This is a genomic window from Vibrio sp. R11-SG3-ISO3-SZ (assembly GCF_059834345.1).
The window spans coordinates 40,416-54,418 of sequence record NZ_JCBDGX010000016.1 but is presented as its reverse complement, the minus strand read 5'-3'; the positions used below and the strand labels follow the sequence as shown (position 1 = coordinate 54,418).

The window sequence follows — 14,003 nt, the reverse complement described above, 5'->3', positions numbered from 1 at the left end:
GGCGCACTTTCATGGTTTTGAAGAAGATGCTTTTTGACTTTTTGAACACCACTTCACCCGACGCGCTCTTATCGATTTTTGCAATCATATCCGTGGTGATTTCGCCGGTTTGACGGCATGAAATGGAACTGTCGCTTGGATCGGAGAGGCTAAGATTCGCTTCAATGGATGCGATGTGGCAGGTCACGCCTGTCACCACCTCATCTTGCAGTGAGGTGATCTTAATGTCTTTCAATGTAAATAGACCGAGTGAAACGTCACCCACTTCGTTGCTATCACACGCGGTGAGCAGCAGTGAAGCCATGGCAACGCCAAGTAATTTTATCCGCATGGCCGCTATCCTTTCTTAAATAATGGTTGAGTTTTGTGATTGTCGAGCTAATTATGAACCAAGCTTATCTGTTTTATGCTCAAGCAGCCAATAGTTCAATGAAAAACTTGTCGCATCATGATCTTATCGTTAAGCTCATGACGATAAGACTCATGACGTTAAAAGATATCCCATGCCCAATACCGCCTCTGCCATCACCGAGATGAAAAACCAATGGCTTGCCAGCCAAGTGGACGTTGAATTTCCAACGCCAGAGAGCCTCAAAGGGCACGAACTTTATCAAGCACGCGCTTCAGAGCGAGAGACACACTTGCTTGATCTCAGTGAGTTGTCTCTAGACGAATTCAGTGAGCAAGATGTGTTTGTGGCGGATTTTCATCGCATGACCGTGATGTTTGCCTTGCAACAGGCCAAACAGTGGCAAAGCCAACAAGACAGGGAGTGGATTGTTGAGTTTTTCACTCAGATCATCTACTCAGCGCCTTGCCAATTGATCGTTGCGTTTAAAGGTAATCAACCCGTTGGCGCAGCGTTGGTGACCACGCATCAAGGTGCTGCTTTGGTTTCAGATGTCGTGGTGGAGCCGGAATACAAGCGTTCTGATCTGATTGCAGCGATAGTGAGTAAACTTGAACTCAATCAATGTGATGCTGTATATGCTGAACACAGCGCACATTAAGCGCACGAGATAGTCGTTATCTTCATCATTTATTCTACCTACCATTCGTGACGCGTGCGAGGGTTCTCAGCAAAACCCTTCCCTTGTCACTTAAAGTGTTAAGTGACGCATTTCAAATCGTGGCCGCTCGTTTACTATTTTGTTTAACGAATTAACAGAGTGTGCGGCTATGTCAGAAACCCAATGCGTGATATTTGATTGTGATGGAACGCTAATCGACAGCGAGAAGCTGTGTTGCCAAGCGCTGAGTGAGACGTTTCATCATTTTGGTGCTGGGCTTTCTACTCAAGATGCCTTAGCCCATTTTGAAGGGGGGAAGTTGGCTGACATTTTAGCAGCAACGAATGAGCGCCTTGGCTGTCGAATTTCAATTGATCAACTAGAACCTTTTTACCGTGAGCGGCTAGATGACTTGTTTGAACGTCATTTAAAGCCCTCGCCCGGTGCCACCGAGCTTTTGAAGCAGCTCGAAGCGAAAGGGATTGAGTACTGTGTGGCTTCAAATGGCCCAAAAAGTAAAATCCGCCGATCGCTTGAGCTGACAGGACTTTACCCTCATTTCGAGAATAAGATTTTCTCTGCGTTCGATACCAACAGTTGGAAACCTGAACCGGATCTGATTTTATATACTGCCATGACCATGGGATTTCGCTTAGAAAATTGTGTCTATGTTGATGACACAGTCAAAGGGTTAGAGGCAGGGATTCGAGCGGGGATTAAAACTGTTCACTATCTGGGCGTCAATAATCGAGTGCATGAGCACGCCCTGCCCAAAATTCACGATTTACGCGAACTGACCACCTTGATGTGAAGCGATCGATAGACAAAAACAGCCTGCGACGGTGGCAGGCTGAATACTTGATAAGCGAACTAGGTGAATGAAGGCGTTAGGTACGCTTGGCCAGATACGCCGGGTAGTCAGGGATCTCAATGTCCACTTCTTTCTCAAGTAAGCTCGACTCAAACAGGAACTTGGCCGTTGCGCGGTTGGTAGCAACGGGAATATTCCATACGCTCGCAATACGCAATAGCGCTTTGACATCTGGGTCATGTGGAACCGCGTTGAGTGGATCCCAGAAGAAAATCAGCATGTCGATTTTCCCTTCCGAAATGAGGGCGCCGATCTGTTGGTCCCCGCCCATCGGGCCACTGATCATACTCTTAATGGCAAGGCCGGTCTGTTTACTTAGCATGGTGCCAGTTGTGCCAGTGGCATAAAGAAAGTGACTCTGTAACTTTTCTTTGTTTTCCGTTACCCAGCGCAGCAACTCTGGCTTGCAGTTGTCATGCGCGACCAGCGCAATGTGTTTGTGTGCAGGTAGGGTACGTGTTGTTTTTTCCATGAATGTTCTTCCTGATTATGAATCGTTATTCTTTAGCTAAGACATTAAAAATGGGTCGGTATTCGGATGGAGACAGCGAGGCTTCGATAACCGAACGTGGTAAATGATTGGGCGTTAGCTTAACAATATCGGGCGCAATATGCCTGTCAAAAGGCGCTTGTTTGAGAGATTGAACCGCTTGACGAACCGATAGACGACCTTGCAACACCATCTGATCGCTCGGTGCAAACAGCACTTTATTGCGAAGTAAACCGCGATAGACGCCATGACTGAGGTAGGTAGAGACAAGACCGATATGCGCGCTCTTTCCGCCGAGGCGCAACTCACTGATTGCCGCTTCAATCGCGACCGCACTGCCAATTAGGTAATGGATATCGCGGTTTTCTGTTATGCGCTGAACTAAATTGCGTTGCAGCTCTTTGTCGTTGTCTGCCCAATACACGCCGGTGATAGTGACATCACTGCCTTTAATTGCAGCCTCGATGCCTTGCATCACAGGTTTGGTGCCACCACTTGCCACGGGGCCGGGAAGCACCGCGACGTTAACATGACCACTGCCTTTCGGGTGACGTTTTGCCAAAAACTCGCCAGAGAAATAGCCCATCTCATACCAATCAACTCCGACCTCGCCAAGCAAGACGTCATCGCCGTGCTCGGCACTGTCTAACTGATTGATGGTGGCAAAAACCGGGATATCGGCAGAGAGTTGCGCTAATTTGCCCAAATAGATGTCTGGGGCAACGGTACCGAGCAATATCGCATCGGCTTGCCAATCTCGACAGCGTTGCAACTGAGCGGCCTGTTTACTTTGATTGGGGTAGCCGCCCGCTTCCAGTACTTTCAGTGTCACGTTCTTCGCTTGGGCTTCTTGCACCATGCCATAGTTGACCGACAGCCAGTACGAGTCTTTTAGATGCGGATAAAGCGCGCAGATCTTAAACACGGGTGAGGCAATCGCCACCGATGACCATGATACAAACAGCGCACCAAGCAGCAGAGAGGATTTCAGTGTTGGGATCAAAGTCATTAAGCAATTCATTGGTAAAGTCGTGATAAACCTTGCAAAATATAACCCAATATTTCGGTGTACAGAAGCGATGATTTGTTATGTTACTAGCCAAGGCCAGCATTGGGCGTACGCTCTTATTCGCCTTTGTCGCAATGGGGCTGCTGGTTGTCATCTCGGCGCTGATCGGCATGGCGGGCTTTTCTATGGTGGCGAAAACCGAGCGCGGCGTGGTCAATACGGCAATTCCCTCCATGGTGGAAGCGCGGCAAGTATCGGAGCTCAGCGCTCGTATTCTCTCATCTGTCCATACCTTATCGAACGCGAAAACCGCTCAGCAACATCGTGACTCCGGTCAAGCGCTACTGACACAGCTCGAATCTTTGTTATTGCACATTAAACAACTTGGCGCAGAGGCGTTTGATTCAACCTTATTGGAACAGTTAGAAATCGATGTCGAGCAGGTGATTGATAACGTAGTGCAACTGGGCGTCGTGGTGGAAAAGCGTTTGAGCTTTAACCAGCAACTTTCGGCAGATACGAGGGAGATGCGCCAATTTGCAACGGAGCTTGAAGAGCTCACCCGCACCCAAGTGGCAAACACCAGTACTATCGCGGTGGCCAACGTGACGCATATCTATAATCTGCTTGGTGAAAACAAGCTCACGGATGCCTACCAAGCGCTGGATGCGCTGGTGGAAGTGGACATGGATTTGTCTGAACGTTTGCACGAACTGCATCTGCTGGCGTTTCGATTGCTCAATCAAATCGAAGAGTCGCGGACCATGAATGATGCGCAGCGTATTGAGGCCGTCAAATCCGCTTATCAGAACAACATCGAGATTATGCAGCGACGGGTTATGGGAGTCGAAGATCCCACTCGCTCACAGCAAATGGCCGACTTACTGGAACAATTGGCGCAGCGACAATCGGTATTTACGCTATTGCTTGAGCGATACCAAAATGAGCTTGCCGCACAGGCGCTGCTCCAAGCTACATTTGATCAATTTTCTCAGCTCAACTCGACAGTGACACATCTAGTGGATCAATCCAACCGCTCGACTACTACAGCGGTTGAACGGCTTAAAGGCACGTTGAGCTATGCGCAGTGGCTCTTGGCGATTATTACCGCGCTTGGCTTAGCGGTGGCCATACTCATTGTCTGGCGCGTTGTATATCAATCCGTGCTCAAACGTTTGGATAACTACTCGACCGCACTGCTCACGATCTCTAAAGGGGATCTTAATGTGGATTTTGAGGTGCGTGGTAAGGATGAGTTAGCAGAGATGGGGCGCGCGATTCTGACCGCCCGAGACACCGCCAAAGCGCTGAAAGTGGTGGCTGACAGCGAAGCGAAAGCCAAACAAGCGCTTGAATCACATAAAAGCCACCTGGAAGAACAGGTTGAATTGCGCACTGAGCAACTGCAAACGGCCAATCAACGTCTCAATCAAGAAGTGGAGCAGCATGCTGATGCGCGTTCACAAGCAGAGCAAGCCAGCCAAGCGAAATCCGCCTTTTTAGCCACCATGAGCCATGAAATTCGAACGCCGATGAACGGAGTTCTCGGCACCGCGAGGCTGCTTACAGAAACGCTGCTTGATCAACAGCAGCAGCGTTACGTCGACATCATCACCCACAGTGGGCGAACCTTGCTGGCAATACTTAATGATGTGCTCGATTACAGTAAAATTGAGGCCGGGCATATGGAGATTCGTCCGGTGTCATTCCCTATCCGCGCTATGGTGGAAGATGTAGTGGCGCTGCATCAGGCCGACGCGTTGGCTAAAGGATTGTCACTCTCATATACGGTTGAAAGCGATGTCGCCGAGAGCGTGTTTGCCGACAGCACGCGTCTTAGCCAAGTGCTGAATAACTTGGTGGCGAATGCGGTTAAGTTTACTGACAGTGGCTACATTGATGTGTATATCGCCAATGATCCAGCGAAAGCTGAGCACGTTTTGTTCGATGTGAGTGACAGTGGCGTAGGAATAGCCAAGCCAGATCAAAGTGAGCTCTTCTCTGCGTTTACCCAAGTGCATCAAGGACAAGGCAAGCTGGGTGGAACAGGGCTTGGGCTTGCGATCAGCCAAAAAATTGTGCGGGCGATGGGCGGCGAGATTGCGCTTGAATCGGATCAGAATCAAGGCAGCCGCTTCTACTTTTCTTTGCCGATGCCTGTAGGGGCGACATCACGCAAAGATTCACACAATCATACAGTGACAACACCGTCTGCTCGCGTATTGCTGGTAGAAGACAATGAAGTCAATCGCTTTGTCGCTGAGGGATTTTTGGCAGCGCTCGGGCATCACACCGACGCAGTCGACACCCTCGCTAAGGGAGCCGCGCGATTTAAGGCTCATACTTATGATATTGCGCTGATTGATATTAATCTTCCAGATGGCAGTGGTGTGGACTTAATGCAAAGCATGAAGCATGACACCGATTGCGAGACAAAGATGATTGCGGTGTCTGCGCACGTGTTCAACCAAGAGGTCGAGCGATACCTGCAAGCGGGATTTGATGGCTATCTACCCAAACCGCTAGATAAAGACGCCCTCGATGCCATGATTCATACATTGATGACGGGAGAAACGGTTGATGATACGCCGCGCCAACCCGCGCCTATAAATGCAGAGGCTCCCAAGCTATTGAACACACAACTGATTGACACCGACATCAAGGTGTTGGGTTTTAGCCAAGTACAAGAACTCGCCGATCTTTTTGCCCGCACTACCCGGACATCGTTAACTCAACTGGAACAGGCATTCGTCGAAAATCATCCTAGCGAGGTGTCTGACATCGCACATAAATTGAAAGGCTCTGCTGCCAGCTTGGGCTTGGAGCAACTGAGAGTACTTTGTCACCAATGGGAAAACTCGCCGAGCGAAATGGGTAACGACATCATCGGACTTCGTGAGGAGGTCGATAAGTCTTTGCAAGCATTGCAGGCTTATTTAAAGGAAAGATCGGAGAAGCGTGAATAGGTTAAGGAATTAGAAAGAGCAGCGTTTGCTGCTCTTTGCGTTATTAAGCGTTTTGATTAGGCGATCGCCGCTTCAAGAATTTGACGACTGGCCTTAAGGTCAATGGCTTGGTTTTCACCGAGCGCCGACATGCCGTGGCTCTCTAGTTGTGATACGACACTGTCAACGGCCGCGCCTTTATCTGCCTGATACTCATCAAACTGTGTTGACACACCGAGTGAGTGGTAGAAGGCTTCAATGTGCTGAATCGTCTCTTCGGCAAGGTTGTCGCTGGCAGCTAGACCAAAGACGTTGATGCCCATCTGCTCGAGTTTGCCTTTTTTCGCCGCTAACTGGTTGCGCAGTAGGGAAGGTTGCACAATCGCCAGTGAACGTGCGTGGTCAACACCCCAAAGCGCCGTAAACTCATGACCAATCATGTGCGTTGCCCAATCTTGCGGGACACCTGCACCGATCAAGCCGTTAAGCGCTTGGTTGGCCGTCCACATCAGGTTTGCGCGCCACTGATCGTTGTCACGGTCAGCAAATTGTTCACCGAGCTGTTTTAGATTTTTCAACAATGTTTCTGCGTAGCCATCTTGAACCATAGCGCCATGTTGGTAGGTGATGTACTGCTCACAGACGTGTACCCACGCATCAACAATACCGTTGACCAACTGTTTTTCCGGTAGGGTTTTCATTACGTCCGGGTCCATCACAGAAAATTTAGGCTGCACGAAAGGTGACATGAATGCCAACTTATCATGCGTTTCCGCTTTAGTGATCACGGCGCCTGAGTTTGACTCAGAGCCAGTCGCTGGTAGGGTCAGAATCGCAGCAAGTGGTGTGGCCGAAGTGACAGGGTGTTTACCTGTCAGAATATCCCAGCCGTCGCCATCAACGTGTGCAGCAGCAGCGACGTATTTAGAGCCATCAATCACTGAACCACCACCCACAGCTAAGATGAAATCGACCGATTGCTCTTTAACGATCGCTACCGCTTTGTCGAGTGTTTCTTTGGTTGGGTTTGGCTCAACGCCGGAGAATTCAACCCAAGAATGCGCGTTGAGTGCCGTGACGACTTGGTCATACACGCCATTTTTCTTGATGGAACCACCACCGTAGATCACGAGTACTTTTTGGTCTGTAGGAATTTGCGCAGCGATGTTCGCGATTTGACCTTGACCGAATAAAATTTTGGTTGGATTAACATAGGTGAATTGCATTGACATTACCCTCTTGTGTTATTGGGATAGTATTGATTTTGTATGTGTGCATAATAGTAATCAAATGAGATGGGATAAAGGCGAAATTCTGCAATTATTTTGCCTAATCCTACTTATATTGCTTGAGTGAATAGGTGGTAAGCGATGACGCTGGTGGATTGGATGGAGCAATACGTTGAGCAAAATGGCCTTGACGATTTGGAAGGGGTAGTCGGTACCGCCATTGAAGGCGTGTGGTTTTATCGAAGCTCCAAGGGGAACAAACGCCAACCTTTGGTCTACCAGTCAGGCGTGATCATATTGGGGCAGGGGACAAAACATATCTATCTAGGCGACAAGCCCGTTAAATATGGTGGTGATGATTATCTTGTGGTGGGTGTACCGCTCCCCCTTGAATGTGAAGCGATCGCTGATGCTGGAAAGCCACTGATGGGGTTAACGGTCGATGTCGATCCTCAAGTGCTGCACCGTTTAGTCAATAAGCTTGAAGAGCTAAACGTTCAGCCAAAGGCGATGACGCCTGCGCGCAGTGAAGGGCTCTCTTCAGTGAGTATGGACAACGATATGATGGACGTGAGTTGTCGAATCATGAAGGCACTTTGTCATCCTGTAGAGAGCGCTCTGTTAGGTGAGTCTCTAACTGAAGAGTTGGCACTGAGAGCGCTAATGAGCAGTGAAGGACATGTGTTGTTCGATTTAGCCAAGCACGAAGGGCATTACGCGCGCGTCGCCAAAGCGCTCGAGTATGTGCATCATCACTACCATGACTCACTCACTGTTCAAGGGTTGGCTGAGACGGCGAACATGAGCATTTCCGCTTTTCATCAAGCGTTTCGCTCCGTGACGTTAGAAACCCCTATTCAGTACATTAAAAAGGTGCGCCTAAACAAAGCGAAAGAGTTGATTCATCTTGATGGATTGAAGGTCAGTGAAGCCGCAAGGCGAGTGGGTTACAACAGCACCTCGCAATTCTCACGGGAGTACAAGCGCCATTTTAACGAAACACCTCGTGCTGGCGCTTTAGCGGCGTAACCAAGCCATCTTCTAAAAAGGGGAAAGTGAATCGCACGCAATTTGCTGTGTTAATCCGATCGCAAATAGGTGATAATAACTCTCAACAAATCGAAGATTTGTCACCTACCCCTATAGGAGATCTAGTCAATCTCTGAGTGAAGCCTCTAACTTAGGTTAGAGGCTTTTTTTTACGAAAAACTGTAACTCTCTGGCACCACCACGATCCCGTCTGATGAAATCTTAAAGCGCTTGGCATCTTCTTTCGCATCGACGCCAATTTCTGTGTTGGCGGGGATTCGGACGTGCTTATCAACGATGCAGTTGACCAAGCGGCAGCCTTCACCCACTTCAACATCATCAAACAAGATGCTGCCAGCGATAGTGGCGCCGTCGTTAATACGCACGTTGGGCGAGATAATGGAATGATGCACTGAGCCACCGGAGTTGATCACGCCATTGGCAATGATCGAATTAATGAAAATACCCTCGTTGCCTGTGGCTGAGGAGACGGTCCGTGCCGGAGGAAACTGGGACTCGTAAGTACGAATAGGCCAGTTTGCCTGATAGAGGTTCATTGGGGGAACGGGTTCGAGTAAATCCATATTGGCCTGATAGAAGGAGTCGATAGTACCGACATCTCGCCAGTAGCAGTCTCTGTCAACTCGACCTTTGTCGTTGCAGAAGTTATAAGCGTAGACGCCTTGCTCTTGGATGAGTTTTGGAATGACGTCTTTGCCAAAATCGTGTGAAGAGTGGCTATCTTTGGCATCCGCTTCTAGAGAGCGGGTCAGGGTTTCCATATCGAAGATATAGATGCCCATCGACACAAGACTACGCGTATCATTGCCCGGCAGTGATGGCGGATCTAGCGGCTTCTCAATAAAATCGTCGATGCGGCCGCTTTCGCCCACAGAGACACAGCCAAAGGCTGAGGCTTCACTGCGCGGGACGTCCATACAAGCAATCGTCAGCTTCGCGTTCTTGTCGATATGTTCTTTGAGCATCTCCGCGTAATCCATGCGATAGATGTGATCGCCCGACAAGACGATGACATATTTGGCATCGCTGCGGCTCAAAAGCCATAGATTATGGTAGATTGCATCAGCGGTGCCTTCATACCACTTACCACCACCCCGCATTTGAGGTGGAACGGCGGTGATGTACTCGCCAAGTTCAGGGTTAAAAATCGACCAGCCATCTCGTAGATGTTTTTGTAATGAGTGAGACTTGTACTGGGTAAGGACGAGGATTTTCCGAAGTCCAGAGTGTAGGCAATTGGTTAGGGTGAAATCAATAATACGGTACTTTCCGCCAAAAGGAACGGCAGGTTTTGCGCGATCGTCCGTGAGGGGGCTAAGACGAGAGCCCATTCCTCCAGCGAGAATGACCGTGAGAGCGTCTTGCATACTATTCTCCATAATAGTGCGGGGGTACTACTGGGGTATCAAGAACCGAGCCAACCCGAAGGTGATGGTGTTACCTAAGTATAGCGTTCGATAGGGCGTTTATCTGCGCTATCGTGGTGCGTGAACAAAATAATCTTGCACCAATTTAGACGAAGGCTTGCACCTGATCACTTTTGATCACGGAAATGCGATTTCTGCCCAGATATTTAGAGTCGTAAAGCGCCATATCGGTGCGTTTGTAGGTCTGACTTGGATTCGCGCAGACATCACTGACACCGCCACTTATCGTCACATTATGCATAGAGTGTTGTTCAACCACATTGCGTATGCGATTCGAGACGGCTTCCGCCTCTTCAACCGAGGTGTTAGGCATGATGACAGCAAACTCTTCACCACCGACACGGGCGAGCAAATCCGTTTCTCTTAACTCACCTTTCAATAACTGCGCCACGCTTTTAATCACGTGATCACCGACATCGTGACCGTACTGGTCGTTCACCTGCTTAAAATGGTCAATGTCGAATAAACAGAGCGCTGCCTGTTCCTCTTGCGGATAACGCTTCACACGCATGCATAGGCTTTGCAATTCAATATCAAACTTGCGTCGGTTCCATTGCGATGTGAGGGCGTCTTTTTCACTCAATCGGCGCAGTTGCTGTTCCAATGCCTTCAATTCGGAGATATCGACAAACGAGGCGACATAGAACTGAATCTTGCCATCGTGATTCTTGACCGTTTGTATGCGCAGCAACTCAGTGATAAGGGTGGCATCTTTGCGTCGATTGATGATTTCGCCCTGCCAAATTCCCCTTGTATGAATAGACTCCCACATCTCACGATAGAACTTTTGCGTATGTTCTCCGGAGGCAAACATCGACGGCTGTTGATCTTTGACCTCTTCAAAGGTGTAACCACTAATCCGGCAGAGCTCGTCATTCACTTTGATAATCCGATTGTCTTTATCTGTGATCATCAGAGCAGACATACCGTTTATCGCCGCGCGGGCAATTTTGCTTTCCAAGCTATTTTTGTGGTGATTGTCATTCCAAATGACAAAGGATAGGGCAATCAGAAAAATCACCGCCGAGACAGAACACAACTGAACAAATAGCTCAAAGCGTTCGGCGCGACTGATTTGGTTAGCCTGCTGCGCAGGCATAGTCACGAAGAGCAAAAGCGATTGAGTATGCTGACCGAGGGTAAAATCGATGGTTTGATAGGTCAGCCAAGCATTCGACTCGTGCACTGTTCCTGAAGCGTTTATCGCTTGCTGTCGCCATAGCAATGGGAAGTCATTGGCGACAGAATGCTGGGCTCGGCCGGGGAGCAGATCACCAAACAGCGTCGCTGTATCGGGAGACAGCACATAAAAGCCGTTTGCATTAGCAACGATGGGCTTCGAACCGCTGTTGTCTCGATACGCCAACTCGTCATAAATCATCGACAGATTGAGATTCGCAATAAAGTAGCCTTGTCGGACGCCAGAAGTCGCAACGGGCACGATCACGCGCAGCGCCGGCGTGTACGGGCGTGCGTATTCACCGTGCTCAATCTCGAGATCAATGCCATACACCCCCAGTTGGCCGTCTTCCAAGCTCTGCGCATAAGAAAAATAGTTGCGCCCGGATTTATCTTGCAAAAATACATCTTCAACGATTTGGGTTGTACGACCATTGTGGTTGATACGAATTTTTTCTTGGCCATGGATGTCCAAATAACGCAGTTGCGAGTAGTAGCCTTGGGTTCGAGCGACGAGGGCCCAAAAGTCTTCAATTATACTTCGTGAGAGCGGAGAGGGAGAGTCGATAGCACGGTGCAGCAGGCCATTGTTGGCCAGTTCCATCACAGAGAGTTGGATTTTTTGATTGATGGCATTGAGCTCTGCCACCGCGTAATTGACTTTGGCTTGCTCAATCATGGCGACTTGTTGTGCAGTACGAGTCTCGAGATCATCAAGTCGCTCATAGAAATAAATCGCAGGGACAACAGATAGTGCGCTAAACACGAGGATAAATTGCAACAAAAGTTTGGTCGGAGAGTAGTAGCGCATTGCGTCTAGAGTCATCTTCTGGATTTATTCATCGAAAAGTTTACCCCAGGGGGATATGCAATACTGTGAAGATGGTGGGATTCTATTGAGCTTAACACCCGTTCCAATATTTTTCTTGGGTATTGTGTTTTATATCAATAGAGTTGTTTGATTGCGCCGCTCTAAGCGATAAAAAAGCGCCCCGGAGAGGAGCGCTGAGCAGATTAAGCATAGATCTAATAAAAGGTTGGGGGGTGTTATGCTTGTGCTTGAACTTGTTTTGCGTCACTGCGTGCTTTTAGGAACGCGTAACCAAAGCCTGTTACTGCTGTACCCGCTGCGATAGCGACAAGATACATGACGACTGGAGTAATCGCGTTCGGGATAAGAAGAACGAACAGACCACCGTGTGGTGCCATCAGTTTAGCGCCAAACAGCATAGACAGAGCACCAGTTAACGCGCCGCCTGCCATACACGCCGGGATAACGCGCATTGGATCTTTTGCTGCAAAAGGAATCGCACCTTCCGAGATAAAGCATAGGCCAAGTACGAAAGAGGCTTTGCCTGCTTCTTGCTCGCTTTTCTCAAATTTGTTTTTCGCGATAAAGGTCGCCAAACCCATGCCCAGAGCCGGTACCATGCCCGCCGCCATGATGGCTGCCATCGGTGCGTAAGTTTGTGATGCCAATAGGCCAACACCAAACGCGTACGCTGCTTTGTTGACTGGACCACCTAAGTCGAAACACATCATCGCGCCAAGGATAATTCCGAGAAGTACTGCGCTGTCAGAGCCCATGTTGTTTAGGAAGTCTGTTAGACCGTTCATAATGCCGGAAACAGGACCACCGACGATGTAGATCATGACCAAACCAGTAAAGAGGGTCGCGACAAACGGGATGATCAAAATGGGTTTGAGTGCTTCCATCGATTGCGGAAGTTGTACTTTATCTGCAAGGAATTTCGCGGCGTAACCAGCGATGAAACCTGCGGCGATACCACCAAGGAAGCCTGCGCCTGTTGAGCTTGCGAGCATACCACCGACAAGGCCCGGTGCCAGTCCTGGACGATCCGCAATAGAAAAGGCGATGTAACCGGCGAGCACTGGGATCATCAGCGCGAATGCTGAACCACCACCGATGGTCATCAATGCTGCGGCAAGCGTGCCTTCTTCTTTAAATGCTTCAATACCAAAGACAAAAGAGAGCGCGATAATCAAACCACCTGCAACCACGACAGGGAGCATATGTGATACACCGGTCATTAGGTGTTTGTAGGCCCCTTTCTTCTCATCTTGAGCGGAAGATTGATTAGCTGAGCCAGAATGTTGGTAAACCGTCGCTTGTTCAAAGGCTCTATCCATCTCTTCGGCGGTTTTCTTCAGGGCAGGACCGGTTTTAGTACGGTACATTTTTTTGCCGTTGAAACGATCCAGTGGCACTTCAATGTCCGCGGCGATGATCACTAAGTCTGCGTCAGCAATTTCTTGGTCTGTGAGCTGGTTTTTCGCACCGACCGAACCGCGAGTTTCTACTTTGATTTGGTGACCACGACGTTTGCCTTCTTCTTCGAGTGCCTCAGCAGCCATAAAGGTGTGCGCCACGCCTGTTGGGCACGCTGTGATGGCCACAATCTTCTTCGCAGAAGAGGTGGCTGGAGCTGCAGCAACCGATTGTGTCGCACTGGAAAGGAGTTGTGCTTGGCTAGTTGCTTGCTCAAGGAATGCAACGGCGTCTTTGGTTACAGCGCTGATGTCACTGCGGAACACTTTTTTGCCGACAAAGCGCGCGTCGTCAACTTCAGTATTCGCCGCAATGACGATCACATCCGCTTGATCGATGTCCGCTTGTGAGAGCACATTGGTGTCGACAACGCTTGATTGGCATTCAATGGTCGCGTTCCATGCAAGTTTCTTCGCTGCTTTTTCTAACAGTCCAGCAGCAAGAATGCTATTTGCCACGCCGCTCGGGCAGGCAGTAATGATGGCAATATTCATAATGATAAC

The 14,003-nt window shown here is 49.2% G+C and carries 11 protein-coding genes; 4 read left to right on the top strand and 7 right to left on the bottom strand.

Translation table 11 applies throughout. From position 1 onward, the window contains the following. Positions 1 to 331: CreA family protein (locus tag AC6R1O_RS02125; RefSeq protein WP_500656430.1), on the bottom strand; the 331-nt coding region annotated here is incomplete at its 3' end. Positions 332 to 503: 172 nt separating this feature from the next. Here AC6R1O_RS02125 and AC6R1O_RS02120 point away from each other — a divergent pair. Together AC6R1O_RS02120 and AC6R1O_RS02115 are read left to right on the top strand one after the other, a co-directional pair. After that, entirely contained in the window at positions 504 to 1,010 is a 507-nt protein-coding gene (locus AC6R1O_RS02120) for a GNAT family N-acetyltransferase (protein WP_500631268.1), read from the top strand. A 169-nt stretch (positions 1,011 to 1,179) separates the two neighbouring features. After that, positions 1,180 to 1,821: an HAD-IA family hydrolase gene (locus AC6R1O_RS02115; protein ID WP_500631269.1), complete on the top strand. Its 642-nt coding sequence runs from the start codon at positions 1,180 to 1,182 to the stop codon at positions 1,819 to 1,821. A gap of 76 nt (positions 1,822 to 1,897) precedes the next feature. Here the strand turns inward: AC6R1O_RS02115 and AC6R1O_RS02110 are convergent, their stop codons facing one another. Then, entirely contained in the window at positions 1,898 to 2,353 is a 456-nt protein-coding gene (locus AC6R1O_RS02110; RefSeq protein ID WP_487901476.1) for a methylglyoxal synthase, read from the bottom strand. 25 nt (positions 2,354 to 2,378) lie between these two features. Beyond that, positions 2,379 to 3,371, bottom strand: a complete 993-nt coding sequence (gene torT, locus AC6R1O_RS02105) for a TMAO reductase system periplasmic protein TorT (protein ID WP_500656432.1) — start codon at positions 3,369 to 3,371, stop codon at positions 2,379 to 2,381. An 89-nt stretch (positions 3,372 to 3,460) separates the two neighbouring features. On the opposite strand from torT, the gene torS reads away from it, so the two are divergent. Then, a complete protein-coding gene (torS, locus tag AC6R1O_RS02100) occupies positions 3,461 to 6,346 on the top strand; it encodes a TMAO reductase system sensor histidine kinase/response regulator TorS (RefSeq protein ID WP_500656429.1) in 2,886 nt (961 codons plus the stop codon). A 56-nt stretch (positions 6,347 to 6,402) separates the two neighbouring features. Here the strand turns inward: torS and AC6R1O_RS02095 are convergent, their stop codons facing one another. Continuing rightward, positions 6,403 to 7,551, bottom strand: coding sequence for an iron-containing alcohol dehydrogenase (locus AC6R1O_RS02095; protein WP_500656428.1), 1,149 nt, complete (start codon positions 7,549 to 7,551; stop codon positions 6,403 to 6,405). Positions 7,552 to 7,695: 144 nt separating this feature from the next. Here AC6R1O_RS02095 and AC6R1O_RS02090 point away from each other — a divergent pair, with 144 nt between their 5' ends. Next, on the top strand, positions 7,696 to 8,583 hold the full coding sequence (locus AC6R1O_RS02090; RefSeq protein WP_487901479.1) for an AraC family transcriptional regulator: 888 nt from the start codon (positions 7,696 to 7,698) through the stop codon (positions 8,581 to 8,583). A gap of 170 nt (positions 8,584 to 8,753) precedes the next feature. Here the strand turns inward: AC6R1O_RS02090 and glgC are convergent, their stop codons facing one another. The 3 genes from glgC to fruA all read right to left on the bottom strand — a co-directional run bounded on the left by glgC (position 8,754) and on the right by fruA (position 13,994). Then, complete coding sequence (glgC, locus tag AC6R1O_RS02085) at positions 8,754 to 9,971, bottom strand: glucose-1-phosphate adenylyltransferase (protein ID WP_500656427.1); 1,218 nt, start codon at positions 9,969 to 9,971, stop codon at positions 8,754 to 8,756. A 145-nt stretch (positions 9,972 to 10,116) separates the two neighbouring features. Further along, complete coding sequence (locus AC6R1O_RS02080; RefSeq protein WP_500631272.1) at positions 10,117 to 12,036, bottom strand: GGDEF domain-containing protein; 1,920 nt, start codon at positions 12,034 to 12,036, stop codon at positions 10,117 to 10,119. Positions 12,037 to 12,257: 221 nt separating this feature from the next. Further along, the gene (gene fruA / locus AC6R1O_RS02075) at positions 12,258 to 13,994 is read right to left on the bottom strand and encodes a PTS fructose transporter subunit IIBC (RefSeq protein WP_500631273.1); all 1,737 of its coding nucleotides are present in this window, start codon (positions 13,992 to 13,994) and stop codon (positions 12,258 to 12,260) included. Positions 13,995 to 14,003: the final 9 nt, after the last annotated feature.